Origin of the sequence: Emticicia sp. 21SJ11W-3, assembly GCF_024138715.1 — a bacterium.
Lineage (GTDB): Bacteria > Bacteroidota > Bacteroidia > Cytophagales > Spirosomataceae > Emticicia > Emticicia fluvialis.
Genome location: NZ_CP092074.1, coordinates 933803 through 960300 on the forward strand (window position 1 = coordinate 933803; position 26498 = coordinate 960300).

General features: G+C 40.7%; 36 protein-coding genes. 34 read left to right on the plus strand and 2 right to left on the minus strand.

Translation table 11 applies throughout. The features are described 5' to 3' along the window. Positions 1-3 precede the first annotated feature (3 nt). Positions 4-759, plus strand: coding sequence for a phosphate ABC transporter ATP-binding protein PstB (pstB, locus tag MB380_RS03890; protein WP_253533533.1), 756 nt, complete (start codon positions 4-6; stop codon positions 757-759). 10 nt (positions 760-769) lie between these two features. On the opposite strand, the gene mnmE is transcribed toward pstB, so the two are convergent. Further along, positions 770-2215 (minus strand): tRNA uridine-5-carboxymethylaminomethyl(34) synthesis GTPase MnmE, encoded by a 1446-nt coding sequence (gene mnmE / locus MB380_RS03895; protein ID WP_253533534.1) that lies wholly within the window; start codon positions 2213-2215, stop codon positions 770-772. Positions 2216-2388: 173 nt separating this feature from the next. On the opposite strand from mnmE, the gene MB380_RS03900 reads away from it, so the two are divergent. The 31 genes from MB380_RS03900 (at position 2389) to MB380_RS04050 (ending at position 23643) form a co-directional block, all read left to right on the plus strand. After that, the gene (locus tag MB380_RS03900; RefSeq protein WP_253533535.1) at positions 2389-5106 is read left to right on the plus strand and encodes a hypothetical protein; all 2718 of its coding nucleotides are present in this window, start codon (positions 2389-2391) and stop codon (positions 5104-5106) included. A gap of 767 nt (positions 5107-5873) precedes the next feature. Beyond that, positions 5874-6494, plus strand: coding sequence for a 50S ribosomal protein L3 (gene rplC, locus MB380_RS03905; protein WP_101727411.1), 621 nt, complete (start codon positions 5874-5876; stop codon positions 6492-6494). Positions 6495-6610: 116 nt separating this feature from the next. After that, complete coding sequence (gene rplD, locus MB380_RS03910) at positions 6611-7237, plus strand: 50S ribosomal protein L4 (RefSeq protein ID WP_101727412.1); 627 nt, start codon at positions 6611-6613, stop codon at positions 7235-7237. 34 nt (positions 7238-7271) lie between these two features. After that, positions 7272-7559, plus strand: a complete 288-nt coding sequence (gene rplW, locus MB380_RS03915; protein ID WP_101727413.1) for a 50S ribosomal protein L23 — start codon at positions 7272-7274, stop codon at positions 7557-7559. Positions 7560-7642: 83 nt separating this feature from the next. Continuing rightward, entirely contained in the window at positions 7643-8467 is an 825-nt protein-coding gene (rplB, locus tag MB380_RS03920; protein WP_101727414.1) for a 50S ribosomal protein L2, read from the plus strand. A gap of 28 nt (positions 8468-8495) precedes the next feature. Beyond that, the gene (gene rpsS / locus MB380_RS03925; protein WP_101727415.1) at positions 8496-8774 is read left to right on the plus strand and encodes a 30S ribosomal protein S19; all 279 of its coding nucleotides are present in this window, start codon (positions 8496-8498) and stop codon (positions 8772-8774) included. 20 nt (positions 8775-8794) lie between these two features. After that, positions 8795-9139, plus strand: a complete 345-nt coding sequence (gene rplV, locus MB380_RS03930; RefSeq protein ID WP_101727416.1) for a 50S ribosomal protein L22 — start codon at positions 8795-8797, stop codon at positions 9137-9139. An 81-nt stretch (positions 9140-9220) separates the two neighbouring features. Next, positions 9221-10087: a 30S ribosomal protein S3 gene (gene rpsC / locus MB380_RS03935; protein WP_101727417.1), complete on the plus strand. Its 867-nt coding sequence runs from the start codon at positions 9221-9223 to the stop codon at positions 10085-10087. Between the two features lie 109 nt (positions 10088-10196). Further along, entirely contained in the window at positions 10197-10625 is a 429-nt protein-coding gene (rplP, locus tag MB380_RS03940; RefSeq protein WP_101727418.1) for a 50S ribosomal protein L16, read from the plus strand. 67 nt (positions 10626-10692) lie between these two features. Further along, entirely contained in the window at positions 10693-10875 is a 183-nt protein-coding gene (gene rpmC, locus MB380_RS03945) for a 50S ribosomal protein L29 (RefSeq protein WP_253533536.1), read from the plus strand. A 41-nt stretch (positions 10876-10916) separates the two neighbouring features. Next, a complete protein-coding gene (gene rpsQ / locus MB380_RS03950; RefSeq protein WP_101727419.1) occupies positions 10917-11171 on the plus strand; it encodes a 30S ribosomal protein S17 in 255 nt (84 codons plus the stop codon). A 51-nt stretch (positions 11172-11222) separates the two neighbouring features. Beyond that, positions 11223-11591 (plus strand): 50S ribosomal protein L14, encoded by a 369-nt coding sequence (gene rplN / locus MB380_RS03955; RefSeq protein WP_101727420.1) that lies wholly within the window; start codon positions 11223-11225, stop codon positions 11589-11591. A gap of 103 nt (positions 11592-11694) precedes the next feature. Next, entirely contained in the window at positions 11695-12033 is a 339-nt protein-coding gene (gene rplX, locus MB380_RS03960; protein WP_253533537.1) for a 50S ribosomal protein L24, read from the plus strand. Positions 12034-12105: 72 nt separating this feature from the next. Further along, complete coding sequence (gene rplE, locus MB380_RS03965) at positions 12106-12654, plus strand: 50S ribosomal protein L5 (protein WP_101727422.1); 549 nt, start codon at positions 12106-12108, stop codon at positions 12652-12654. Positions 12655-12704: 50 nt separating this feature from the next. Next, positions 12705-12974: a 30S ribosomal protein S14 gene (rpsN, locus tag MB380_RS03970; protein ID WP_101727423.1), complete on the plus strand. Its 270-nt coding sequence runs from the start codon at positions 12705-12707 to the stop codon at positions 12972-12974. 191 nt (positions 12975-13165) lie between these two features. Next, positions 13166-13567, plus strand: a complete 402-nt coding sequence (rpsH, locus tag MB380_RS03975; protein ID WP_173830556.1) for a 30S ribosomal protein S8 — start codon at positions 13166-13168, stop codon at positions 13565-13567. A gap of 129 nt (positions 13568-13696) precedes the next feature. Then, positions 13697-14257, plus strand: a complete 561-nt coding sequence (gene rplF / locus MB380_RS03980) for a 50S ribosomal protein L6 (protein ID WP_253533538.1) — start codon at positions 13697-13699, stop codon at positions 14255-14257. Positions 14258-14313: 56 nt separating this feature from the next. Next, a complete protein-coding gene (gene rplR, locus MB380_RS03985) occupies positions 14314-14661 on the plus strand; it encodes a 50S ribosomal protein L18 (protein WP_101727425.1) in 348 nt (115 codons plus the stop codon). Positions 14662-14679: 18 nt separating this feature from the next. Next, on the plus strand, positions 14680-15183 hold the full coding sequence (gene rpsE / locus MB380_RS03990; protein ID WP_101727426.1) for a 30S ribosomal protein S5: 504 nt from the start codon (positions 14680-14682) through the stop codon (positions 15181-15183). Positions 15184-15267: 84 nt separating this feature from the next. Beyond that, a complete protein-coding gene (gene rpmD, locus MB380_RS03995; RefSeq protein ID WP_101727427.1) occupies positions 15268-15447 on the plus strand; it encodes a 50S ribosomal protein L30 in 180 nt (59 codons plus the stop codon). A 93-nt stretch (positions 15448-15540) separates the two neighbouring features. Continuing rightward, entirely contained in the window at positions 15541-16023 is a 483-nt protein-coding gene (rplO, locus tag MB380_RS04000; protein WP_253533539.1) for a 50S ribosomal protein L15, read from the plus strand. A gap of 298 nt (positions 16024-16321) precedes the next feature. Then, entirely contained in the window at positions 16322-17656 is a 1335-nt protein-coding gene (secY, locus tag MB380_RS04005) for a preprotein translocase subunit SecY (RefSeq protein WP_253533540.1), read from the plus strand. Between the two features lie 15 nt (positions 17657-17671). After that, positions 17672-18493 (plus strand): type I methionyl aminopeptidase, encoded by an 822-nt coding sequence (gene map, locus MB380_RS04010; RefSeq protein WP_253533541.1) that lies wholly within the window; start codon positions 17672-17674, stop codon positions 18491-18493. Positions 18494-18540: 47 nt separating this feature from the next. Then, the gene (infA, locus tag MB380_RS04015) at positions 18541-18759 is read left to right on the plus strand and encodes a translation initiation factor IF-1 (protein ID WP_101727430.1); all 219 of its coding nucleotides are present in this window, start codon (positions 18541-18543) and stop codon (positions 18757-18759) included. A 144-nt stretch (positions 18760-18903) separates the two neighbouring features. Next, the gene (gene rpmJ / locus MB380_RS04020; RefSeq protein ID WP_015027349.1) at positions 18904-19020 is read left to right on the plus strand and encodes a 50S ribosomal protein L36; all 117 of its coding nucleotides are present in this window, start codon (positions 18904-18906) and stop codon (positions 19018-19020) included. A 6-nt stretch (positions 19021-19026) separates the two neighbouring features. Then, positions 19027-19401, plus strand: a complete 375-nt coding sequence (rpsM, locus tag MB380_RS04025) for a 30S ribosomal protein S13 (protein ID WP_101727431.1) — start codon at positions 19027-19029, stop codon at positions 19399-19401. A 126-nt stretch (positions 19402-19527) separates the two neighbouring features. Beyond that, positions 19528-19923, plus strand: coding sequence for a 30S ribosomal protein S11 (gene rpsK, locus MB380_RS04030; RefSeq protein ID WP_101727432.1), 396 nt, complete (start codon positions 19528-19530; stop codon positions 19921-19923). 210 nt (positions 19924-20133) lie between these two features. Next, the gene (gene rpsD, locus MB380_RS04035) at positions 20134-20739 is read left to right on the plus strand and encodes a 30S ribosomal protein S4 (RefSeq protein WP_101727433.1); all 606 of its coding nucleotides are present in this window, start codon (positions 20134-20136) and stop codon (positions 20737-20739) included. Positions 20740-20858: 119 nt separating this feature from the next. Continuing rightward, on the plus strand, positions 20859-21848 hold the full coding sequence (locus tag MB380_RS04040) for a DNA-directed RNA polymerase subunit alpha (RefSeq protein WP_101727434.1): 990 nt from the start codon (positions 20859-20861) through the stop codon (positions 21846-21848). Positions 21849-22005: 157 nt separating this feature from the next. Then, positions 22006-22596, plus strand: coding sequence for a 50S ribosomal protein L17 (gene rplQ, locus MB380_RS04045; RefSeq protein WP_253533542.1), 591 nt, complete (start codon positions 22006-22008; stop codon positions 22594-22596). A 177-nt stretch (positions 22597-22773) separates the two neighbouring features. Beyond that, a complete protein-coding gene (locus MB380_RS04050; RefSeq protein WP_253533543.1) occupies positions 22774-23643 on the plus strand; it encodes a glycosyltransferase family 2 protein in 870 nt (289 codons plus the stop codon). Here the strand turns inward: MB380_RS04050 and MB380_RS04055 are convergent. Next, positions 23640-24881: a hypothetical protein gene (locus tag MB380_RS04055; RefSeq protein WP_253533544.1), complete on the minus strand. Its 1242-nt coding sequence runs from the start codon at positions 24879-24881 to the stop codon at positions 23640-23642. The two genes, MB380_RS04050 and MB380_RS04055, sit on opposite strands and share 4 nt — an antisense overlap. Before the next feature lie 266 nt (positions 24882-25147). On the opposite strand from MB380_RS04055, the gene MB380_RS04060 reads away from it, so the two are divergent. Both MB380_RS04060 and MB380_RS04065 read left to right on the plus strand, forming a co-directional pair. Further along, positions 25148-25792, plus strand: a complete 645-nt coding sequence (locus tag MB380_RS04060; RefSeq protein ID WP_253533545.1) for an Ig-like domain-containing protein — start codon at positions 25148-25150, stop codon at positions 25790-25792. Positions 25793-25943: 151 nt separating this feature from the next. Then, complete coding sequence (locus tag MB380_RS04065; protein WP_253533546.1) at positions 25944-26492, plus strand: RNA polymerase sigma factor; 549 nt, start codon at positions 25944-25946, stop codon at positions 26490-26492. Positions 26493-26498 lie beyond the last annotated feature (6 nt).

Here is a 26498-nt window from a genome sequence, read left to right on the forward strand (position 1 = left end):
GCTATGAATAATGCTAAATTGTCAAGTCAGCATTTGAACTTGCACTTCGGTTCAAAACATGTACTCAAAGATATAGGTATTGCGTTTCCTGAAAATCAGGTTACTTCTTTAATAGGACCGTCGGGGTGTGGTAAATCTACGCTATTACGGGCATTTAATCGGATGCACGATTTATCGCCTGATGCAAAGATTGAAGGCGATTTATATCTGGATGATTTGAATTTGTATAAATCAAAGGTATCGGTTACTGAAATCAGGAAGAGGATTGGTATGGTTTTCCAGAAACCTAATCCATTGCCCAAGAGCATTTATGATAACCTGGCTTATGCACTTCATCTTCATAAATTTCCTAAGCAGCAGATTCCTCAACTGATTGAAAATGCCTTGAAAGAGAGTTATCTGTGGGATGCCGTAAAAGATGAACTGAAAAAACCTGCCGTAAAACTATCAGGCGGAGAGCAACAAAGATTATGTATAGCCCGCGCTGTTGTGCTTCGGCCGGAAGTTATTCTGATGGATGAACCTTGCTCTGCTTTAGACCCAATCAGCACCGGTAAGATTGAGGAATTAATTCTGAAGCTAAGAGAAAGCTATACAATAATAATTGTAACACACAATATGCAGCAAGCGCAAAGGATTTCAGACAAAGTGGCCTTTATGTATCTGGGTGAAGTGATTGAATATGACACCTGCGATATGATCTTTAATCAACCAAAACAAGAGCTTACAAAAAATTATATCAGAGGAAGCTTTGGTTGACAGCTTGGTTTTACTTTCCGATACAAAATTTACTGAAAATATTGGCCAGTAAATCGTCGGTGGTAATCTGGCCTGTTATTTCTCCTAAATGATAGAGTGACAGCCGGATGTCCTGAGCCAGAAAGTCTCCTGTTATTCCAAGCCTTAATCCCTTCAATACTTCATCTAATGCTTCATGTGCTTTGGCCAAGTGTTCATAATGGCGCAGATTTGTTAACATGGTATCGGCCTGTTTTTTTAGTTTAGTTTGGTCTGCCAGCGTATTTTTCAGGGCGTCGATGCCTGTATTGTTTTTGGCGGAAATGTTGATGTATACTTGAGAGCCTGTCAGCTCGCCCAACCCTTTCTTTATTGGAGAGGCATTTTCTTCACTCTCCCCCCCTTCATGGAGAGGGGTAGAGGCTGCTACCATAGCGGAGGATTCATCATTCACCAGATCAATTTTATTCCTTACCCAAATGGTGGCTTTGCCGGTGAGCATATCCGCAAATGTGTCAGCTAGAAACTGTCTGTCCGGCTCATTTTCAAAAAGCATGATTGCTATTTCTGCCTTTTCCAATGCTTGTTTAGACCTTTCAATGCCTATGCTTTCTACCACGTCTTTTGTTTCGCGTATGCCGGCGGTATCAATGATACGAAACTTGGTGCCACCTATAAAAAGGATGTCTTCAATTACATCGCGGGTGGTGCCGGCTATGTCGGTTACAATGGCTTTTTCTTCATTCAGCAGGGCGTTCAACAGGGTAGACTTACCTGCATTGGGTGGGCCAATGATAGCTACAGGTATACCTTCTTTGATTACATTGCCGGAGTCGAATGAGTTAATTAGTTTTTTCAGAAAATTCTGAATTTTCAATATTAATTGCCTTAAATCATCTCTTCCGGCAAATTCCACATCTTCTTCTCCAAAATCCAGTTCAAGCTCTACCAGCGAGGCAAAATGTACCAGTTCCTCACGAAGCGCTTTTAACTGGGTAGAAAAACCTCCGCGCATCTGATTGAGGGCCGTTTTATGTGCTGCTTCCGAGTCAGCCGCTATCAGGTCAGCCACTGCTTCGGCCTGCACTAAATCAAACTGCCCGTTCAAAAAAGCCCTCTGCGTAAATTCACCGGGTTTGGCCATCCGGCAACCGTTTTGTATCAGCAGTTTTAGTATATATTTTATAATGTAGTCGCTTCCGTGGCACGATATCTCAATTACATCTTCTTTGGTAAAGCTTCGGGGGTTTTTAAAGACCGATACCAATACTTCATCAATTATCTTACCTTCCGGCGCATCGGTATAATCTCTGATGGTACCAAAATGAATGGTATGTGACTCTACCTTCATGAGGTCTTTTCCTTTGAAAACCTTATTGACAATTTCAAATGTCCGCTCGCCGGAAACTCTGATAACCCCGATGGCGCCAATACCCTGAGGCGTGGCTAATGCACATATTGTGTCTGACTGAACCATGTCTTGTGTTGAAGTTTGACCATTTAATCGTTTTTGCCTCTCAAAAATGGGGTTCGCTCCAAAAAAATTGAATTAAATTTATTTACTTTTGCAAATCTACCTGGAAACTTCTGTAATTGGAAGTTGCACAGCAAGATAACCCGGCTGATAATTGAATTTACGTAGCTTTCAATATGATAAAACCTAAATACCTGTGGTATATCAATGCCTTTTTGGGTTTAGTTGCCTTGTTTCTGGTTTACCGTATCTGGCTTGCCCCCAAAAGCGATGCCTGGAATTATATTCCGGATAACGCCTTTTTGATAGTTGAAAGTTCGCAGATTCACCACTCGCTGTTCAGCAGAGATGGTATCGATTCAACGCAATTGGCCGACATCCCGTTTTTCTACGACGCCCTGCAACCGCTGAAACTAATAGGAGAAAATGTAGATACAAACACCACAGCGCAGAAATTCCTTAATAAAAAGCTGATTACTTACTCGTTGCACCGCGAAACCAAAAAGAATCTGGAATACATAGTTTATATACCGGCCGGAGCTTTTGGTGATGCGGAATTTCTTAATCAGCTATTAAAACCAGACCTCACTAAAAGAAAAGTATACGGAAGAACCTACAAGGGTATCAGAATTGAAGAACTGTATAACGTAAACAACCGGCTTCTTTTTAATTTTTTAATTCATGACGATTATCTCATTTGTAGCGGTTCTAAAATTTTGCTTGAAGAAGTGGTAAACAGAATCAGGTCTGGCGGGGCGCTTGAGAACTCACCATTTAAAGAAACCCGGCGGGGCATTGCGCATATTTATTACAAAAGTAAAAACCTTCGCGATGTTGCCGATATTCTACCGTCGCAACTTTCGCCGAATCTGATAGAGTTCTTCAGCAACATTACGCCGCGCAATCCGGATGTGGTATTTGAAAAACCGGTAAGCCCTAATACGGTATCGGCTTATATATATTCAAAAGGAACCAACACCATTCCGTTCTTAGGTATTTTCGGCCAGCAGATGCCCCAACCACTTACCTGTACTGATTTAATACCGGTTAATACGTCAATTACTTTTCGTCTGAGTTTTCATAACCCCGCAAAGCTGGAGAAAGACCTAAGCAACTATTTCCGTGCCAATGAGCAGGAGCTTCTGGCTGAAAAAGATAGCCTTAACCGCCTGCTGAATGTGAACCTGGGCGGTTTGTATCAAGTACTAAAGAATGAACTGGTACTTTGTGAGATGGAAACCTCTACAGACGAAGCATCAAGAAAAATACTTCTGATAAAAACAAAAGACCAGGCAGAAGCCATGAATATGTTTGATGACCTGGCCGCAAATGCAGAAAAGCTCTCTTCTTACTTTAAACCCAAACCTTTTAGTTACCTGAATAACTATGTACGTAAAATTCAGATAAGTCAGCTTCCTGCTTTGCTCTTTGGCTCACTCTTCCGGGGTTTTCCGGATTGCTATTATACCCAGATAGGAGACTACATAGTGCTGGCCAGCGATGACGAAGCCATGCGGGAGTATCTGAACAATCTGAACACGGGACAAACCTGGGCGAGGTCTGGCGTGTATACAGACTTTGTAAAGAAACTCCGCCCTCAGGCACAGGTAACAGCTATCATCAGTCCGCAGAGAATCTGGAACAACTTTTATTTTTCTCTGCCCCAAAAATGGAGAAACTCGGTTGTGAAACATGAGCAACGTGCCAAGTCTTTAAGGTTTATTGCCTTTGAAAACTTTGTTATCAATAATACTTTCGGCACAAAGGTGCTGATTGAGAAAATCCCACAGACGCAGAAAGAGGTTTTGGTTAACCGGTTTTTTATGCAGGATAGCCTGAACATGAGCGCCAGATTTAAGGGCAAACCGTTTGTTATAAACAACGCCGCCAGTGCTTCAGAAGAGATAATGCTGCAGCAGGAGGATAACCAGGTTGTGCTGGTGAGCAGTTCAGCCACAGAAGTTAATAAAGTGCCTCTTGGGCAGGCAATTACCAGCCCTTATTTATTGCCTACTGACTATTTCCAGAACGGTACATTGCATTACCTGGCTACTACGCCGGGGCAACTGGTATTTTTTAGCCGCGAAAACCAGAAAGGGCTTGTTGCCAATTATGCCGACATTCAATTTAAGGGAGAAATTAAGGCGGTAACATCTAGTGAAACTAAAATTTATGTAGCTGATGAGGGAGGCAATATTTATATAATAAATGAAGAAACCCAGCGCATAAGCCGTTTGAATACCCTGGCGAATTTGTACGATATTGTGCAGATACAGGCTGTTAAATATAAAAATAATACGTATCTGGCAGTGTTGCAGAAAGATGGTACACTCACTGTGTTTTATGAGCAGGGGCCAATTCTGAGCGGTTTCCCGAAAGTGCCAATGTCAAGCAGGCCACTAGAAATGATAGTAGAGGAGGGGCCGAGCAGACAATCTTTAATAACGCTGGTTTCTGTAACGGGAGAAATAATAAAAGTAGATATGACGGGCAACTCACTGAGTGGGTCGGGCATTCAATTGGAGAGACCAAATAAAGCAACCGTTTTTGAAGTCATTTTCGACCAGAATCATAAAGACTGGTTGATAGCGCGAAGAACGCCTACCTCTTTAATGATTAGCAATAAGCAAGGGAACCCCGTGCTGGAGATAGGCAGTACCAACTTCATGCAATCACAGTTACGTTATTTCGATTTAGGTAATGATTTACGATTTATTGCCATATTCGACGGAAAGAACAACACCCTCTTCAACCTGAAAGGCCAAATGCTGGGCGATAAACCGTTGCCTGGCAGTGCCCTGCCGGCGCTGTCATATTCTGAAGCCTACAATAAATTATTTATCTACAATACCAACAAAACAAGGTTTGAGGTTTGGACGGTGAAGTTGAAGTAGAAATATTAGGGCAGTGGGATTCTTTCTGCCCTTATATTCTCTGTCTTTTTAATGCCTCATTTATATTCCAATCTGTAATCTCAAGTTTTTTTAAGAGACCCAGTCTTTAGTTTTTCGATATATAAAACAATTATTTTTATGCTGCTTTTTAGCATTGAACTTTAAACTGTGGGCTCAATAAACATTACGTATGCACTACTTTGGATAGTAGAAATCACTGGTCAGTATTGAGCCTCTTTAACAGCAGTATTGTGGTTAGGTTGGCAAAAAGGCTTTTTATACCCTAAATACCTGATAACAAGAAAAATAATTGAAAAACTTTTAGGATATATTTTGCAGGCTAAAAAAAATCAGTACCTTTGCACCTCAATAAAAACGGAGTACTTCTCATTTGGTTAAACGAAGTCTCGAATCATTCGGGAAACCAGTTTAACTTTGACTGTAAGAATAACCGAACTCGTTTCGTAAATATTAATTCAGAACAGTCTCCGAAAGCTATGAATTTTACAGGAATCGCTGCAAGGTAACAAGGAATCGTCCTGCACCTTAAGTTTTTAGGCCTTACCGGAACGGATTCGTCCAACGGTTTGCAGTGTAATGAACAAGTTGGCTTGGCCAACCTCTGGAAAAGTAAATAATTTATTGGCCGATGTTTGGTTTAGTGCACTTTTTTTAGGAATTTTGCACCCCCGTTTGGACGCCGGATTTCGATTTGGCTGAAGAAAAATCAAAATAGGTTATAATAGCAAAATAAAGCGTAAAATACCATGTCTGGAATTATCGGAAAGAAAGTTGGCATGACCACTATCTTCAACGCAGATGGCCAAGCAGTACCTTGTACTTTGATTGAGGCAGGTCCTTGTGTTGTAACTCAGGTTCGTACCGAAGAAAAAGATGGCTACAAAGCTATCCAATTAGGTTACGGCGAAAAGAAAGAAAAAAACACAAGCCGTCCGTTGGTAGGTCATTTCAAAAAAGCAGGCACAACGCCTAAGCGTAAATTAGTTGAGTTTAAAGAGTTCGAAAAAGAATATAGCCTTGGCGACACTATTCGTATAGAAGATGTTTTTGCAGAAGGCGATTTCTTGGATGCAACCGGTAACTCAAAAGGTCGTGGTTTCCAGGGTGTTGTAAAACGTCACGGATTCGGCGGTGTGGGTGGTCAAACGCACGGTCAGCACAACCGTGGTCGTCACCCCGGTTCAATCGGAGCCTGCTCGTTCCCATCACGCGTTTTCAAAGGTCTTCGTATGGCCGGCCGTATGGGTAACACACGTACAACTGTACAAAACCTTAAAGTATTGAAAGTTTTATCAGACCAGAATCTGATCGTTATCAGCGGTTCAATTCCGGGTGCTAAAAACGGTTTCATTACTTTGCACAAATAAAATAACCCCCAGCCCCTAAAGGGGAGTTATTGGTTGATTTTTAATAAGCTGTCTTTAGGGCGGGCAGCAAATATTCAGGTCGACACCGAACGACATCGAAAAAAACGGTAGTAACAATGGAATTATCAGTATTAAGCAAAGACGGAAAAGATTTGGGTCGTAAGGCAGTTTTGTCTGACGATGTTTTCGGAATCGAGCCAAATACACATGTGGTTTACCTGGATGTAAAACACTATTTGGCAAATCAACGCCAAGGCACGCATAAAGCCAAGCAAAGAGCTGAGATAGCACGTTCAACCAAGAAAATTGTTCGTCAAAAAGGTTCTGGCGGTGCTCGTCATGGTTCTACCAAAGCTCCAACCTTCGTAGGTGGTGGTCGTGTATTCGGACCTGTTCCTCGTGATTACGACTTCAAATTGAATAAGAAAGTAAAAGTTCTGGCTCGTAAATCAGTTCTTTCAGCAAGAGCCAAAGAAAATAACATCTCGGTTATTGAAGATTTTACTTTTGAGTCTCCAAAAACAAAATCATACTTAGCATTTCTTAGTGCATTGTCATTGACAGGCAGCAAGACTCTTTTCATTTTGCCTGATTATGATAGCAATGTGTATTTATCAGCTCGTAACATTCCAAAAACAAGAGTTTTGAGTGCAGACGAAGTAAGTACTTATGACTTAATCAATGCTGATAAGTTAATCATTAGCGAAGGTGCTTTGTCGAAAATAGAATCAATATTGAACTAAAAGCTGCGAACAGCTTTGCTAATAAATTAAGAACATGAGTGTACTTAAAAGACCAATCATCACTGAAAAAACGCAAAAGAGCACTGCAAAAGGCAAGTTTGTGTTTGAAGTGGCTATGGATGCGAACAAAATACAAATCGCAAAAGCCGTAGAGAAGATGTATGGCGTTTCAGTTACTGACGTAAACACCATTCGTCAAATCGGTAAAAAGAAATCAAGAATGACTCGTAGCAGAGCATCTTCAGGTGTTACATCAACTTTTAAAAAGGCGATTGTAACCTTGAAAGAAGGCGAAATGATTGATTTCTACGAAAATTTATAAGAAAGGTTAAGCGGGTATCCGCCCAATCGTTCCATCATTAAATTTCAGGTATAGCCTTACAGGCTGCAAAAGATTAAGTAAAAATGGGTATCAAGAAATTAAAACCAATCACCCCGGGGCAACGTCATCGTGTAGCGCCTGATTTCTCAGAGATTACCGCAAGCAAACCTGAGAAAAGCCTTACAACCACGATCAAAAGAACCGGTGGTCGTAATAATGAAGGACACCGTACCGCACGTTACATCGGTGGTGGCCACAAACGCAAATATCGTATCATAGATTTCAAAAGAAGCAAAGTAGATGTTTCTGCTGAAGTAAAAACTATTGAGTACGATCCAAACCGTTCTGCACGTATTGCGCTTGTAGAATATACAGACGGTGAAAAGGCTTACATCATTGCCCCACAAGGCTTGAAAGTTGGCCAGGTAATTATTGCCGGCAAAACAGTTGCTCCTGAAATCGGTAATGCTCTTCCACTAGGAAGCATGCCGCTTGGTACAATTGTTCACAACATTGAGTTGCATCCTGGAAAAGGTGCCCAGATGGCACGTAGCGCAGGTACTTATGCACAGGTGTTGGCAAAAGACGGCAAATATGTAACATTAAAGATGCCTTCAGGTGAAATGAGAATGGTACTTGCTACTTGTATTGCTACGGTAGGTACAGTTTCGAATGCCGACCACATGAACGTTACTTACGGTAAAGCCGGTCGTAAACGTTGGTTGGGTGTTCGTCCACGTGTAAGAGGTGTAGCTATGAACCCGGTTGATCACCCGATGGGTGGTGGTGAAGGCCGTGCGTCAGGAGGTCATCCTCGTTCGCGTAATGGCTTATTGGCTAAAGGTAAGAAGACTCGTGATAAAACTAAGCCTTCAAGTAAGCTAATCATTTCAAGAAGAAGTAAATAATCAAAATAAAGAATCTAGATAAGTATTTATGGCACGCTCACTAAAAAAAGGACCATATATTGATTACCGCCTTGAGAAAAAAGTTGTTGATATGAACAACTCAGGTAAAAAGTCAGTCATCAAAACATGGTCGCGTCGCTCAATGATTTCTCCTGATTTCATTGGACATACTTTCGCAGTACATAACGGCAATAAATTTATTCCGGTATATGTAACTGATAACATGGTAGGGCACAAATTGGGAGAGTTCTCTCCAACGCGTAACTTCCGTGGTCACATAGCAAAGAAAGATAAAGGAAAAAGATAATAATTGTACATTTGTAAAAAATGGAAGCAGTAGCAAAATTAAGTGATTATCCTACCTCGCCACGTAAGGCAAGACTGGTTGCAGACCTGATCAGAGGTAAAAAGGTGAGCCAAGCGCTGGGTATATTGAGCTTTCAGCCTCAACATGCCTCACCTGTTATCAAGAAGGTCTTGTTATCAGCGGTAGCTAACTGGCAACAAAAGAACGAAGACCAGAAAATTGAAGATGCAGAACTTGTTGTTAAGTCAATCTTCATTGATGGTGGACGTATGATTAAACGTTTAAGACCGGCACCTCAAGGGCGTGCATACAGAGTTCGTAAACGTTCTCATCACCTTACTATTGTAGTTGATAGTGCAGTTTAATTATTAATAAGCGAACGATATACTACTCGTATCGCACCAAAATGAATATGGCTTAATGCCATAATAAGCAAATAATAACTAATGGGACAAAAAGTTAATCCTGTCGGTCTAAGACTTGGCTACATCAGAGGTTGGGAATCTAACTGGTATGGTGGCAAAACATTCGCTGAGAAGCTTGTCGAAGACCAAGAAATCCGTAAATACGTGGCAGCGCGTATTCCGAAAGGAGCGATCTCGAAAGTAGTTATCGAGCGTACCTTGAAACGCATCACTCTTACTATCCATACGGCCCGTCCGGGTGTTGTAATCGGAAAAGGTGGTAACGAAGTTGATAAGATTAAAGAAGAGTTGAAAAAACTGACCGGCAAAGACGTTCAGATCAACATCTACGAAATCAAACGCCCTGAGTTGGATGCCAAATTGATTGGCGAATCTATCGCTCAACAATTAGAGGCTCGTATTTCTTACCGTCGTGCCATGAAACAAGCCATTCAGGCCGCTGTTCGTGTAGGTGCGCAAGGTATTAAAGTAAAATTAGGTGGTCGTTTGGCAGGTGCTGAAATGGCCCGTAATGAGATGTATAAAGAAGGACGTATCCCGCTTCATACACTTCGTGCTGATATTGATTATGCAGTATCAGAAGCCCTTACGGTATATGGTAAAATCGGTATCAAAGTTTGGGTATTTAAAGGCGAAGTATTTGGTAAGCGTGATTTAACTCCGGCAGGAGGTGCAGCATCATCAGCTAACGAAAGAGGTGGCGAAGGTGCATCAGCCGGTGGACGTGGCGGACGCGACGACCGTAGAGGTGGCGGACGTGATGACAGAAGAGGTGGCGGACGTGACGATAACAGAGGAGGTGGAGACAGAGACCGCAACCGTAACAACAATCGTGGTGGCGGAAACCGCAACAATAACAATAACAGAGGTAATAACAACAGAAGATAAATAGTTTTGAGTTTCAGGTTTTAGGTTTCTTTACTGAAATATGATTCTTGAAACTTAAAATATTTGAAACTTGAAACTAAGCACATAGTGCTGATAACATAATAGCGTCATGTTACAACCAAGAAGAACCAAATTCCGTAAGCAGCAGAAAGGCAGAATCAAGGGTCTCGCAACACGCGGACACGAGATTGCATTCGGAACATTCGCTATCAAATCTCTAGAGCCGGGTCGAATCACCTCGCGTCAGATTGAGGCAGCTCGTATCGGGGTTACCCGTGCAATGAAACGTGAAGGTCAGGTATGGATTCGTATTTTCCCTGATAAACCTATCACCAAGAAACCTCTTGAGGTACGTATGGGTAAAGGTAAGGGTGCTCCTGAGTATTGGGTAGCCAGTGTAAAACCAGGTACCATTCTTTTCGAAGCAACCGGTGTGCCTTTGGCAGTAGCCAATGAAGCTCTTCGTCTGGCAGCTCAGAAATTGCCTGTACAAACCAAGTTTGTAGTACGTAGAGATTATCAGGAAGATGCAGAATAATTCGCAGTGAGTTAATACTGTGATGATAACCTGAATGAGACAACTCATTCATTCATTCAATAATCAAATGAAAAAGTCAGAAATCCAAGCATTGTCAGTTGAGCAATTGCAGCAAAACATATCAGTTGAGAAAGACAGAATCAACAAATTGAAGTTTGCTCATGCTATCACGCCTATCGAAAATCCGATGCGTATTCGTCAATCTCGCAGATTGATTGCTCAAATGTTGACAGAATTGAATGCCCGTTAATAATCAAATACCCTGTATTGCAGGAATTAAGTATAAGAACAATGGAAAGAAATCTTAGAAAAGAGCGTATCGGAACGGTAGTTAGCAACAAGATGGATAAATCTGGCGTTGTAGCTGTAGTTCGTAAATTGAAACATCCGAAATACGGAAAGTTCATGCTCAAAACCAAGAAGTTCATGTTCCATGACGAGAAAAATGAAGCTGGTATCGGTGATACCGTGAAGATTCAGGAGACTCGCCCATTGAGCAAGAACAAGAATTGGAGATTAGTAGAAATCGTAGAAAAAGCGAAGTAATTTAAAGCTAATAGCTATTGGCTTATACGCCTGTAGCCAAAAATTAAGACAATGTTACAGCAAGAATCAAGAGCAGGTGTTGCCGATAATAGTGGAGCAAAAGAAGTGCTTGTGATCCGTGTATTGGGCGGAACAGGTAAGCGTTATGCTTCAATTGGTGACAAAGTTGTCGTGTCCGTAAAATCGGCCTTATCTTCTTCAAGCATGAAGAAAGGAACAGTATCAAAAGCTGTCGTAGTTAGAACCACCAAAGAGGTTCGTCGCAAAGATGGTTCGTACATACGTTTTGAAGACAACGCAGTAGTATTATTAAACAACCAAGACGAGCCACGCGGTACTCGTATTTTCGGACCTGTTGCACGTGAATTACGTGAGAAACAATTCATGAAAATCGTTTCTTTGGCTCCTGAAGTTCTTTAATTTGAAAGCGGTTTACTAAGCTGAAACTTAGCCCGCCATTGTGACAGAGAGCCACAGTTCTTTGGCCAATGCTTAACTATTCAAATTTTCAAATTTAAAAGTAATGGAAAGAAAATTCAATAAGCAACAGAAACTTCATGTACGCTCTGGCGACACAGTTGAGGTGATTGCAGGTAATTCGAAAGGAAAACGCGGTAAAATTACTGACATCAACACCGAGAAACAACGTGTGGTTGTAGAAGGTGTAAATATTCAGAAAAGACACGTGAAACCTTCGGCACAAAATCCTCAGGGTGAAATCCGTGAGTTTGCAGGTTCTATTCATATCAGCAATGTAGCAGTGGTTGACCCTGCAACAGGAGAAACTACCCGCATAGGTCGTAAAGAGAATGAGAATGGCAAACTTCAACGCTTCTCTAAAAAGACCGGTAAGTTTATTTAATAACTCAGAGTCGGCTGTTAAGCCGGCGCTAATGAAGAGGGTCGGAAATCCTCCCAAAAGCAAATCACAAAAATGGCACGCTTAAGAGAAAAATATTCAAAAGAAGTAGTACCAGCTTTGAAAACAAAGTTTGGTTACAAATCTATCATGCAGGTTCCAACCTTGCAGAAAATCGTTATTAACCGTGGTGTGGGTGCTGCAACCGGCGACAAGAAATTGATCGACAGCAGCTTGGAAGAGATATCAAACATCACAGGTCAGAAAGCCGTAGCAACTTTATCTAAGAAAGCGGTTTCGAACTTCAAACTTCGTGAAAACATGCCGATTGGTGTGAAAGTAACACTTCGCGGAGAGAAAATGTACGAATTCCTTGACCGTCTTTGTGCTATTGCGCTTCCACGTGTGAGAGACTTCAAAGGTATCAGTGATAAAGGTTTTGATGGTCGTGGAAATTATACCTTTGGTATTAAGGAGCAAATTATTTTCCCTGAGATATCGATTGATAAAATTTCGAAAATCCAGGGTATGGATATAACTTTCGTTACTTCGGCGCCAACCGATACTGAAGCTTACGAATTATTAAAAGAAATGGGTCTTCCATTTGCAAGCAGCAAAAAATAATCTTAACAGAGATTTAAGTCTTTGAAATCAGCTTAATCAAAAGTCTTACAATGGCAAAAGAATCAATTAAAGCAAGAGATAGAAAAAAAGAGGCTACAGTAGCAAGATATGCCGCCAAACGTGCCGCTTTAAAAGAAGCTAATGACTATGCCGCTTTGGACAAATTACCTCGTAATGCTTCACCGGTTAGATTACATAACCGTTGTAAGTTAACTGGGCGTCCAAGAGGTTATATGCGCAAATTCGGTATTAACCGTGTTACCTTCCGCGAGATGGCATCAAAAGGTTTAATTCCGGGTGTTACAAAAGCATCTTGGTAAGAAATACAGTTGTTTGGTAGAATTTCCTGAATAAATACTAATTATTCAGGAATATTAATTTTGCCAGATAATATTTTCTTGCATACATATTATTATATAAAAAATATTTTCTAATTTTGCAGCCCAATTGAGAAAGTCGCGCTCGCGATACTGCTCAATGTTGGCTTAGGTATCCAAAATTAAACAGCAAAATGATTACAACGGATCCAATAGCAGACTTCCTTACCAGAATCAGAAATGCCATCAAGGCGCGTCATAGAGTGGTAGAAATTCCTGCTTCGAACATCAAAAAAGCGATTACACAAGTACTGTACGATAAAGGTTTTATTCAAAGCTATAAATTTGAAGAAACAGGCCCGCAGGGTGTTATCAAAATTGCGTTGAAGTATAACCCGGTAACGAAACAATCAGCAATTGTTGAGCTGAAACGTGTTTCTAAACCAGGTTTGCGTAAATACGCCGGTACAACTGATATTCCACGCGTTCTTAACGGATTAGGCGTTGCTATCCTTTCAACTTCGAAAGGTGTAATGACCGACAAAGAAGCCCGTTCATTGAAAGTAGGTGGTGAAGTGTTGTGCTACGTATATTAATAAGTACCAGTACTTGTTATTGTACCCAATCTATTTGCAGTTTTCTGCAAGCTAATTAAATTAATTGTTGACCGCTCTTGATAACTCGCTTCTCAGCGAAAGTGTCATGAAGCCTTAAACTTAAAAAAAATGTCAAGAATTGGTAAAAAACCAGTTGCTATTCCAAGCGGTGTAAGCATCACGGTAGACGACTCTAACGTGGTAACAGTAAAAGGACCGAAAGGAACTCTCACTCAAAAAGTTGACCCCGATATTACAGTAGGGGTTGAAGACAACGAACTGAAAGTTGAAAGACCAACCGAACAGAAACGTCATAAAGCCCTGCATGGTTTGTATCGTTCATTGATTAACAACATGGTAATTGGTGTAAGCACAGGATACAAAACTTCAATGGAGATTGTCGGTGTAGGTTATAAGGCTGCTAACAACGGAAACGTACTAGACCTTAGTTTAGGATTCTCACACAATGTTTATTTTGTGGTTCCTGAAGAGTTGAAAGTAACAACCGCTATGGAGAAAGGTAAAAACCCGCTTGTTACACTGGAAGGTACTGACAAGCAGTTGATTGGTCTGGTTGCTTCAAAAATCAGATCTCTGCGTAAAGTTGAGCCTTACAAAGGAAAAGGTATACGTTTTGTTGGTGAAGTGGTTCGTCGCAAAGCTGGTAAAACCTCTGGTAAGAAGAAATAATCATTAGACATCTCAGACGGCGAAATGCGTTTCAAGGTCTCAAAATATTTATAACAATGTCAAGTGTTAAAACTGATAGAAGACAAAAAATTAAGTGGAGCATCCGCAGTAAAGTTTCAGGTACACCTGAAAGACCGCGTTTGTCGGTGTTCCGCTCAAATACAGCCATATACGCTCAGTTGATTGACGATACTAAAGGTGTAACTTTAGCTTCTGCATCTACTTCGGGTTTAGGATTGAAGGGTGTGAAAGTTGATAACTCTAAAGAAGTAGGTAAAAAACTAGCTGAAATCGCTACTGAAAAAGGTATCGAAGCCTGTGTGTTTGACCGTAATGGTTATTTGTATCATGGTAACATTAAAGCCTTGGCAGAAGGTGCCAGAGAAGGCGGTTTGAAATTCTAATCTTGCAATTCTGAATCAATGAATAAAGCAAAAGTAAACGAGGCAGAACTCAAAGAAAGAGTAGTAGCCATCAACCGTGTAGCCAAGGTGGTGAAAGGGGGTCGTCGTTTTAGTTTCTCGGCAATCGTTGTGTTAGGCGACGGTAAAGGTGTTGTAGGACAAGGCCTTGGTAAAGCAAATGAAGTAACAGATGCGATTGCCAAAGCTATTGAAGACGCCAAGAAAAATCTGGTATCTGTGCCTGTAATCAATGACACCGTTCCACACGAAATTCACGGTAAATTCTCAGGTGGTTTTGTGTTTGTTAAACCTGCAGCGCCTGGTACCGGTATTATTGCCGGTGGTGCGATGCGTGCCGTATTAGAGGCAGCCGGTATACATAACGTATTGGCAAAATCTAAAGGTTCATCAAACCCTCACAACGTGGTTAAGGCAACTATTGATGCTTTAAGCCAGATGCGTGCACCTCATGCCGTGGCGTTCCAGCGTAGTGTTAAAATGACAAAAGTATTTAACGGATAATAGCGCCCAGCTTATAGTGGTAGGTAAAAGTATGTGTACTTATACTTACTGCTTCAAGTGAAAAGCTTATAGCTCATAACAAAAATGGCAAAGGTAAAAATTACTCAGGTAAGAAGTACTATTGGCAGACCAGAAGTACAAAAGCGTACTATCGCAGCTTTAGGTCTTGGCAAACTTAATCGTACTGTAGAAAAAGAATTAAACCCTGCTATGCAAGGCATGATTAACAAGGTTCAACACTTGTTAGTGATAGAAGAAGCATAATTAATTCTCCCTTTATGGGTTTTGGGTAGGCGTAGCCGAGTGATTCCGAAAGTCGGAATTGCGTATTTTTAACCGATTAATAGTCGAATTACAATGAAATTAAGTTCATTACAACCTGCAAAAGGTTCAGTTAAAGCAAACGACAGAGTAGGTCGCGGACATGGATCAGGCGGTGGCGGTACTGCTAAACGTGGTCATAAAGGTGCAAAATCTCGTTCAGGTTACAGCCAGAAACGTGGTTTTGAGGGTGGTCAGATGCCATTACAACGCCGTGTTCCTAAGTTTGGCTTTAAAAATATAAACAGAGTAGAATACAAAGCTATCAACCTTGATACCATTCAGGCTTTGGTTGAAAAAACCGGTGCAACTAAAATTGATTTAGGTTTCTTATACAATAATGGTTTGACTTCAAAGTCTGACCTTGTTAAAATCCTGGGTCGTGGTGAGTTGACGGCAAAGGTTGATTTGAAGGCTAACGCGTTTTCGGCAACTGCTATTGCAGCTATCGAGAAAGCAGGTGGTTCGGCAACTGTAGATGCTACATTTAACGCTGCAGGCTCTGAAGTGGCTGCCTAAGGTGTGCCTTAAATTATGCTGCTCAGGTGTCTAAGCAATTGAAGGAAACTATTAATTAGTAATCTGGGTTTAAGAAACTTAAAATGCTGATTTGCTTTATAACAATAGAATCGTTAGCTTTGCAGATTTAGCAGCGATTCTATTTAAGTTAAATACCCTAATTGGTTGATTTTCAGTTAGTTGTCATTTAAGCCAGATACAACTGGCAGTAATTAGTTTGATTAAACGTAGCTGAAGTACTCATATACCCTGAAGGAACTAAGCAATTTCAACCTTAAGCCTTGTTTTTCCTAACAAAATGAACAAATTTTTAACAACACTCAAGAACATTTGGTCAATAGAAGAATTGAGGAAGCGTATTCTTCAGACTCTCTTGATAATAGTTATTTTCCGTGTCGGTTCCCACGTAGTTTTACCGGGTGTTGATGTAGCGAAGTTAAAAGATTTAACAGCAAATAATGGTTTGTTAGGTCTTTTAAATACATTGGTTGGTGGTGCATTCAAAAATGCTTCAATTATGGCACTAGGTATTATGCCATATATTTCAGCTTCTATTGCTATTCAGTTATTAACATTAGCACTTCCTTATTTCAGCAAATTGCAGAAAGAGGGAGAGTCTGGTAGAAGAAAATTAAACCAGATAACACGCTGGTTAACTATAGCGGTAGCAGCGGCACAGGGCTTTACTTATGTTCAGACTACTATACCGACAGATGCAATATTAGTTGGCCAGGGTCTTTTCTATATTAGTTCTGTCTTGTTGATTGTAGCTGGTACTGTTATGTGTATGTGGCTCGGCGAGCGTATGACTGAAAAAGGTATTGGGAATGGTATATCAATGATGATTATGATTGGTATCGTTTCAAGACTTCCCGGTGCAATTTTTGGCGAAGCCAGTTCAAGAGCCGGAAGCGGCCAGGTTCTGTTCTTTGTTATTGAGATTGTAGCGTTGTTTATGGTTGTTTTGTTTGCAGTGGCTATCACGCAGGCAACTCGTCGTATTCCGGTACAATATGCCAAGCAAATAGTAGGTAACAAAGTAGTTACGGGTCAGCGACAATATTTACCATTAAAATTAAATATTGCCGGTGTAATGCCAATCATCTTTGGTCAGGCTTTGATGTTTATCCCGGGGCTAATACTTAATTATCTTGCGGAAAGCACTAAGAATGATACATTCCAAGACTGGGCTATCATTATGAACAGCCCTACTTCATGGCAGTATTGTTTAATTTATGCAGTACTTATCATTGGTTTTACATTCTTTTATACTGCCATTTCGATTAATCCTAATCAGATTGCAGATGATATGAGACGTGGTGGTGGGTTTATTCCGGGGGTTAAACCTGGTCAGCCTACATCTGATTTTATTGCCAATGTTCTTGATCGAATCACATTGCCTGGTGGTGTTCTTTTAGCAGTAATTGCCATCTTGCCTGCACTTGCCGGATTGTTAGGAATGACACAGAATTTTGCTTCATTCTTTGGTGGTACATCACTTCTGATCCTGGTTGGTGTTGTACTTGATACACTGCAGCAAATTGAAAGTTATCTGTTAATGAAACGATATGAAGGTCTGATGCAATCAGGACGTATTCAGGGTCGTCAGGCTGTTTCAACTGTATCTATCTGATAGGAGATTTAAGCCATGAGCAAAAGGGATAGAATTATATATATTAAATCGGACGAAGAGTTAGAAATTATCCGTAATAACGGCCAGATTTTAGGCAAGGCTCAGGCAGAAGTAGCAAAGTTAATTTCACCTGGTGTAACAACTAAGGAACTTGACAAAGTGGCTTACGATTATATTAAAGACCATAAGGCTCACCCTTCTTTTTTAGGTTATGATGTAGGAGGTCTTAAGTTTCCTTCTTCGCTCTGTATTTCTGTAAATGATGTTGTTGTACATGGCATACCGAGCAACAGAGCATTAAAAGAAGGTGACATTGTTTCGGTGGATTGTGGCGTTTATAAAGATGGATATCATGCAGACAGCGCCTATACTTATGCTGTTGGTAATATAGCTAAAGAAGTTGCTGACCTATTGAAACATACTTGCGAATCGCTTTATAAAGGTATAGAACAAGCTAAAACGGGTAACAGAGTAGGGGATATTAGTTTTGCAGTACAAGATTATAGCGAAAGACTTGGTTATGGTGTTGTACGCGAATTAGTGGGGCATGGTGTTGGAAAGTTTTTGCACGAGGCTCCGGAAGTACCAAACTTTGGCAAACGTGGCAATGGCCCGAAATTGCTGGAAGGAATGGTACTGGCAATAGAACCAATGATTACCCTGGGGCGCAGGTCGGTTGTTCAGGAGAACGATGGCTGGACCATCAGAACCGAAGACCGTAAGCAGGCAGCTCACTTTGAACATACTATTGTAGTCAGAAAGGGAGCGGGTGAAATCCTTACCACCTTTGAATACATAGAAGAAGTATTAGCCAAGAAAAAATTACAAGTGGCATAAGGTACCAGCGTTCATAACAATAAAGTTTTTGACGCAATTGAAAGCATATGGCAAAACAAGCAAATATTGAAGTAGACGGCATCATCACAGAAGCTCTTTCTAACGCCATGTTCCGTGTGCGTTTGGAGAACAAGCACGAACTGGTTGCCCATATCTCAGGAAAGATGAGAATGAATTACATTCGGATTCTTCCAGGCGATAAGGTAAGGTTAGAGATGTCGCCTTATGATTTGACTAAAGCACGAATTACTTATCGTTATAAGTAGCACCGGGCCTAAAAGGGGTTAAGGAACTAAAGACGATAATTTTATAGTTTTATAATGAAAGTTTCATGTATTGTAAATAACCCCAAAGCATGAAAACTTCTAACAAAGTTCCCCTTATGGGGTAGGGGTGGTTTTAAATTCATTATGAAAGTTAAAGCATCAGTAAAGAAGCGCAGTGCTGAATGTAAAGTTATCCGTCGTAAGGGTAAAATTTACGTTATTAACAAAAAAAATCCGAAGTTTAAACAAAGACAAGGTTAATTATCTATGAGGATTGCAGGTGTTGACATCCCAGACAAGAAAAGAGGCGAGATCGCCCTTACGTACATCTACGGTATTGGTCGTAGTTCATCACAGAAAATTTTAGAAAAAGCTAATGTTAGCTTTGATAAAAAAGCCGGTGAGTGGAACGACGCAGAAGCAAATGCCATTCGTGGTATTATCAGTGAGGAACTAACTGTTGAAGGACAGTTGCGTTCTGAGGTACAGCTTGCCATTAAACGTTTGATGGACATTGGTTGCTACCGTGGCGTTCGTCACCGTAAAGGACTTCCATTACGCGGACAACGTACCAAGAACAACTCACGTACCCGTAAAGGTAAACGTAAGACTGTAGCAAACAAGAAGAAAGCTACGAAGTAATCCCTCTTAGGGTATTCCCCGGGTATCCTGAACAGATACGAATCCGGATTTTACGAGTAACGGGGGTAAAATCGAACAGAATACAGGTATTTCTGTATTGCCTATCATTTAACACTGTTTGTCACAATGGCACAAGCTAAAAGAAAAGATAAAGCAAAAAAAAGAGTAGTGATTGTGGAGCCTGTTGGTCAGGTTCACGTTAGGGCTTCTTTCAATAATATTATTATCTCTATTACCAATAGCCAGGGTCAGGTAATTTCCTGGGCTTCTGCTGGTAAGATGGGTTTTAAGGGTTCTAAGAAAAATACACCTTACGCGGCGCAGATGGCAGCACAAAACTGTGCTCAGGTAGCTTATGATGCCGGTATGCGTAAGGCTGAAGTATTCGTAAAAGGCCCTGGCGCTGGTCGTGAGTCAGCTATTCGTACGGTACAGAGTTCAGGTATTGAGGTTACTTCAATAACTGACGTAACTCCACTACCGCACAACGGCTGTCGTCCTCCAAAACGCAGAAGAGTTTAGTACTTGGCAGAAGAGTGGAAATTTTTAAGATTATCTGAATTTTTCAGTAGTAATTTAAAATTTTCATTCTTCTGTTTATTAATTTTTATATTTAACAATTGGCCTGCATCACAGGCATCCGAAGTAAGAAAATAGTCGTGAAATACTATACCGATTGATAGTTTGGACATTGGGGCTAATCAATCTTTACTTCGCTTAAATCAATCACAAATGGCAAGATACACAGGTCCGAAAGTTAGAATTTCAAGAAAGTTTGGTGAACCGGTAATGGGCGCCAGCAAAGCATTAAGCAAAAAGAATTACGCTCCTGGCCAACATGGTAAAGGACGTAAAGGTAAAAAATCAGAGTACGGCCAACAGCTAATAGAAAAACAAAAAGTTAAGTATACTTATGGTATCTTAGAGCGTCAGTTTGCTCGTTTCTTCCATTTAGCATCAGTAAAACAAGGGCGTACAGGTGAAAACCTTCTTAAATTGTGCGAAGCACGTCTTGACAACACCGTATATCGTTTAGGTATAGCTCCTACACGTCGTGCTGCCCGTCAGTTGGTTACTCACCGTCATATTATTGTAGATGGTGAAGTTCTTAATATCCCGTCGCTAATATTGAAACCGGGTCAATTGGTAGGTGTGCGTGAAAAATCAAAAGCTCTTGAAGCAATCTCTGAAAGTTTGAAAGCTCGTAATGCCAAACGTTATAACTGGTTGGAGTGGGATAGCGCTGAAATGGTTGGTAAATTTATCAACTTCCCTGAGCGTGATCAGATTCCTGAAAACTTCAACGAACAGGCCATCGTCGAGTTGTATAACAAATAATATTTGTATAATAGTTGTGCCATTGCCGACAAAATCGGTGGTGGCACAGCTACGTTTTTTTATTGGTGGGTATAGCTAACCACCCTTTTCGTTAACGAAAACAAACACACTGCATACGTATGTCAATATTAGCATTTCAAATGCCTGACAAGGTAGTCATGGAAAAAGCAGACGACTTCCATGGCTTTTTCGAGTTTAAGCCACTTGAAAGAGGGTATGGTGTGACCATCGGGAACGCCCTACGTCGTATTTTGTTATCCTCTCTTGAAGGTTACGCAATCACGGCTGTAAGATTTCCCGGGGTATTACACGAATTTTCGAGCATTGAAGGGGTTGTAGATGATGTGACGGAAATCATCTTAAACCTTAAAATGGTTCGTTTCAAGAAAGTCTCAGATTATGTAGATAATAAGTTCACCGTCAGAGTAAAAAATCAAAGTATACTAACTGCTGGCGACCTGGGCAAATTTACACAAAGTTTTCAGATTCTGAATCCTGATTTGGTTATTGCCCGTTTGGACGATCAAAGAGAAATAGAAGTTGAAATTATAGTAGATAAAGGACGTGGTTATGTTTCTGCTGAAGAGCACAAACAAACTGATTTACCAATTGGTTTTATATCGGTTGACTCAATCTATACCCCCATTAAAAATGTGAAGTATAGCATTGAAAATACCCGTGTTGAACAACGTACTGACTACGAAAAACTATTGCTTGAAATCAAAACTGATGGTTCTATCCACCCGGAAAGAGCTTTGCAGGAAGCTGCACATATTCTGATTCAGCACTTCTTGAAGTTCACTGACGAGAATATGGTATTTGATACCAAGAAAGATGATGAAGACAATATTGTTGATGAAGAATTCTTGCACATGCGCAAGCTGTTGAAGACTTCTCTACAGGATTTGGATTTGTCGGTTCGTGCATACAACTGTTTGAAATCTGCGGATATCCGTACATTAGGCGACCTTGCAAGACTGGAAGTAGCCGACATGATGAAGTTCCGCAATTTCGGTAAGAAGTCGTTGACTGAGTTAGAGCAACTGGTTGCCGACAAAGGTCTTCACTTTGGTATGGATGTAACGAAATACAAATTAGACGAAGATTGATTCTGATTTTTCCCCTTCTGATGTTTATTCATCCTAAGGGGAATTTTTGTATATCCTCGAAACCGCAGTATTCGAATTTAAAATTTATCAATCGTAATAGGTGGAGTAACCAAGACTGCGTAGGTTATTTTGACCGTTACTTACGAAATATATTACAATGAGACACGGTAACAAAACCAATCATTTAGGCAGAACTCATTCGCACAGAGATGCGTTGTTAAAAAACCTTGCCATTTCTTTAATTCAGCACAAACGTATTGAAACAACTTTAGCTAAAGCCAAAGAATTGCGTAAATATGTAGAGCCTATTATTACAAAGGCAAAAAATGATACAACTCACTCACGTCGTATGGTATTCTCTTATTTGCAAGATAAAGAGTCTATCAAAACTCTTTTTGGTGAGATTGCAGAAAAAGTAGCTAACCGTAACGGTGGTTATACTCGTATCATTAAATTAGGAACTCGTTTTGGTGACAACGCCGAAGTGGCTCTGATTGAGTTGGTTGATTACAACGAAGCTCTATTAACAGCCGTTGAGGAAAAATCTGCTAAAACACGTCGTAGCCGTCGTGGTGGTAAAAAATCTACCGACACAGCTGAAGTAGCTCCAGTAGCAACAGTAGATGAGTCATCGGCTGAAGTAGTTGAAGAAACTCCTGCAGTAGTAGCTGAAGCTGAACCAACAGCAGAAGCAGCGCCTGCGCAAGAGGAAACTCCGGCTGCTGGCGAAGAGAATAAAGAAGCTTAAGATGCTCAATCTTATAAAGAAGGCCTCCGGAAATTCCGGGGGCTTTTTTATTGCCTATACAGTATGCGGCTTTAAGGTGGTTCTGCCACTGGCTTAATATTGTTTGGTTTTGCAGTATGATATTTGCTAATTTTACCGCTTGGTTTTACAATCATTTGTTTCTTGTATTCTTTAACTATGAGCGATATTTCATTTATTATTCTCACCTACAACGAGTCAGTTCATTTAAGAAGGTTGTTATCAAAAATCGTTGGTATCAATGCGCCCGTTTTTGTGATAGACTCTGGCAGTACTGATGATACGGTGGCAATAGCAGAAGAATTCGGTGCAGTGGTGAAAGTAAATACATTTGAGAACCATCCGAAACAATGGGACTTTGCGTTAAAAAATTGTCTCATTTCAACTCCCTGGATTATCGGCCTTGATGCTGACCAGTATCCCTCAGAAGAATTGCTTCATAAGCTAAAAACTTTTTCTGATATTGAAGTACCTGCTGACGTAAATGGTATCTATTTTAACCGGCATAATTATTTTCAGGGAGAAAGGCTGAAGTACGGAGGTTACAGAAATTTTTATATGTTGAAGATGTTCAGAAACGGGAAGGGATGGTCTGACTTAAACGAGAATATGGATCACCGATTTATTGTTGAGGGTAAATCAATTATCTGGAAGAACGAGGTGCTGATTGAAGACAACCTGAAAGAACATGATATTGATTTCTGGCTTACCAAACAAATACGCTATAGTAATCTGACAGCCCAGGAGGAGTTTCAACGCAAGAAAGGGCTGCGCGGACAAACTTTGACACCAAATCTGCTGGGTAACCCTGACGAACGCACTGCGTTTCTGAAAAAAATCTGGTGGAATCTGCCATTGTTTATACGCCCAATGATTTATTTCTTTTACCGTTTCGTAATCAGACTTGGATTCCTTGAAACCACATCTGGTCGCCTTTTCCACTTCCTGCAAGGCTTTTGGTTCAGGTTTCTGGTAGATGCCAAGATAAAAGAGTTAGAGAAGCAGGAGAAGCTGCAAGCAAAGGCTTAGTCTTGCGGTAGCAAGGCTTTTACCTCACCGCCTGAAATACGGCTGATGAAGTAAGCAAAATAGATACAAACACCCAGATAGACTATCTGCAGGCAATATTCTACCCAATTCATTAAAGAAAGACTACCAAATGAGTCGTAGTAAGCGCCTCCCAGACAATACCAGAACGAGGGCTGAACGGCTCCTGTAATATTCAGTAATATCATTAAGGCCCATTGTCTGGGCTTGAATGTCTCACCAAAAAAGTATATAACCGGTAACAAGAAAGTGTAAAGATAATTAGGCAGCGAATTCTTATGCACAATAATGGTTATCATATTGGTAAGGATGAACGCAAATATCAACAGTTTAGACTCGCTATAAGGTTTCAGATTACGCAGGCAATAGGCTGCCACAGCAATGATAATAACCAGCCCTCCCCAGTTTAGCAATGTGTTATCGGGCTTAAAACCACCAATAAAAGGGCTTAGGATGCTCATCAGGTTGGGTGCAAATGGTAGGTCGCCGAGCTGTAATGGAGCCAGGATTTTATCGCCTGCCAGATAAAACATGATGGCAACAGCTGGAATGCCAATAATTAGTAAACCTGAGAGTAGTTTTAAACGTGCCTTTGAAAATATAAGTAAAAGAATTACAGGTATAATGAGCAGAATTTTGGTACATGCAATACCGACGCCCAGCACAATGCCGGCATACAGGGCATTGTTGTATTTTTTATAACACCATAGCGCTAATGCGATAAATAGCCACAGAAAGATGTCTTCCTGCCCACCAAAGATAAGGAAAATGAGTGGTGCGGGAAGAGAAAAATACAAGATAATGTAAAAGGCCGAATAGGGATAGTTAACCAAAGGCCTGGTGACATAAACAGCCAGTAATTCGTATATCATCATTAAAAAAATGATAGACTCCGGGGCGTCAATTATGGCCAGTGCCAAGGCATTAAAATAAGGGAACAACGGCGAGTAAGGCTGCCAGAAGTCGCGGTATACAATGAGGCCATCTAAAGCCTGCTTGGCCGTATTATAAAAGAAAACAACATCAGATTTAACTGTGTACCCTAAAACCCCGTAAACCAAAGCAAACGGAAGCAGGCGAAGAAGTACCCAACTACCCAAAATGGCAAATTGGCTGTTATTGGCAATAAAATCATTTAGTTTCTCTTTCCAGAAAAGCAATGCGGTTGTTATTAAACTCAGCAATAGTGATATGGCTAATTTACCCAAAACAACAGTCATCAATATCAGCGGTTTTTTACATTAATTAGTTTTCATTAAAAGGCTCAGGTAGCCAAACTGCGCTGAAACCATAAAGTGAAGCTCAGCTGTGCAAAGGCACAAAGTTACAATTGAATTATTAAATTTACCACACAAAACACCACTCAGGACCTGAAAATCTTGAATCCATACCTGGTTGAAAGCCTTATATAAAAACATTTAAAATTTGGTTACGCTTTACAACCATTTTACTTGCTTAACAGTCAGTACAATACTTAACCAGAACAATGCTTCGAAAATTATACATATTGGTTTTATCAGTAGCAATGCTGGCTTGTGATCTGGCCAAAGAAGATATGCTGGCGCCAGGGGCACCGGTAGAGAATCCAGATAATGCTTTCTTTGCCTTGCAGGGAGAAACCTGTACCATAAACCCCGCGGCTTTTGACAGGCTCAGAGGGGTTACTTCTATTATTATCAGTAAAACACCACAATATGGCGAGGCAAAATTTATAGAAAACGGGTTTATTTTTTACAAACCGGCAGATAACCTCATAACTTCTGATTATTTCAGTATTGAAGGCCAAAGCCAGGCAGGAACTAAAATAACACAGGAAATACGGATAACCTTTGTGCCGGATGCCTCAGGTTTGCCTTGCTTTGCCGGAGCCGTGAGCGATAAGGCAGAAACTACAATAGATAAACCCGTAGAGATTGATGTTTTGGCTAATGATAAGGCCTGTACTACAATTGATCGTAATTCAATCAGCATTGAGTTGCCGCCCAGAAACGGAAGGGCAGAGGTTGTGAACCAGAAGGTTTTATACACACCCGATAAAAATTATGTGGGAGACGACATTTTCTTTTATCGTGTAAATGTCAATAACAGGAGGAATCCGGTGGCGGCGGTTGAGGTAAAAACAAACAGGTAAGGCAACTTGAATTGGAGAAACACTCAATAAAAAAGTTTCTCAATACGCATAATTGGCTATTTTAATAAAAGCAGGAGGTCTGTTTTTGAATATTTAGAATAATAGTAACTGAAAATTAGTATTCAATATAGACTCGATTTTTACCAAATCTGTGCTGTTTAAAACTGATTCTGAATTATTAGACGGATGCCTCAGAAGAGATTCTAAGGCTCAGGCGGCTCTTTACCAAAAGTATAAGGGACGCTTTTTTGGCATTTGCCGACGATATACCCCTAATAAAGAAGAAGCAGAAGATATTTTTCACGATGCCTTTGTGAAGGTATTCCTGAATCTGAAAGAACTCAGAAGTGCAGACCAGCTAAGCGCCTGGATTAGGCGAGTGGTAGTAAATGTATGTATTGATTATTACCACAAGCGTATCAATTTTGTAGACATAACCGAGGTGCCGGAGGTGGCTCCGGCCGACTGGCAAAATGAGTCAATCATTTCAGCAATGAACAATCAGGAGCTTCTGAGCCTGGTAAATGAGTTGCCGGATGGCGCCCGTATGGTATTCAACCTGTTTGTAATTGATGGATACAGCCACCAGGAAATAGCACAAATGCTGGGTATATCGGAAGGTACTTCTAAATCGCAGCTCTTCTTCGCCAAGAAACTGCTTAAAAAAAAATTACTGACAACAGGAATAACCATTGATTAGCCGATA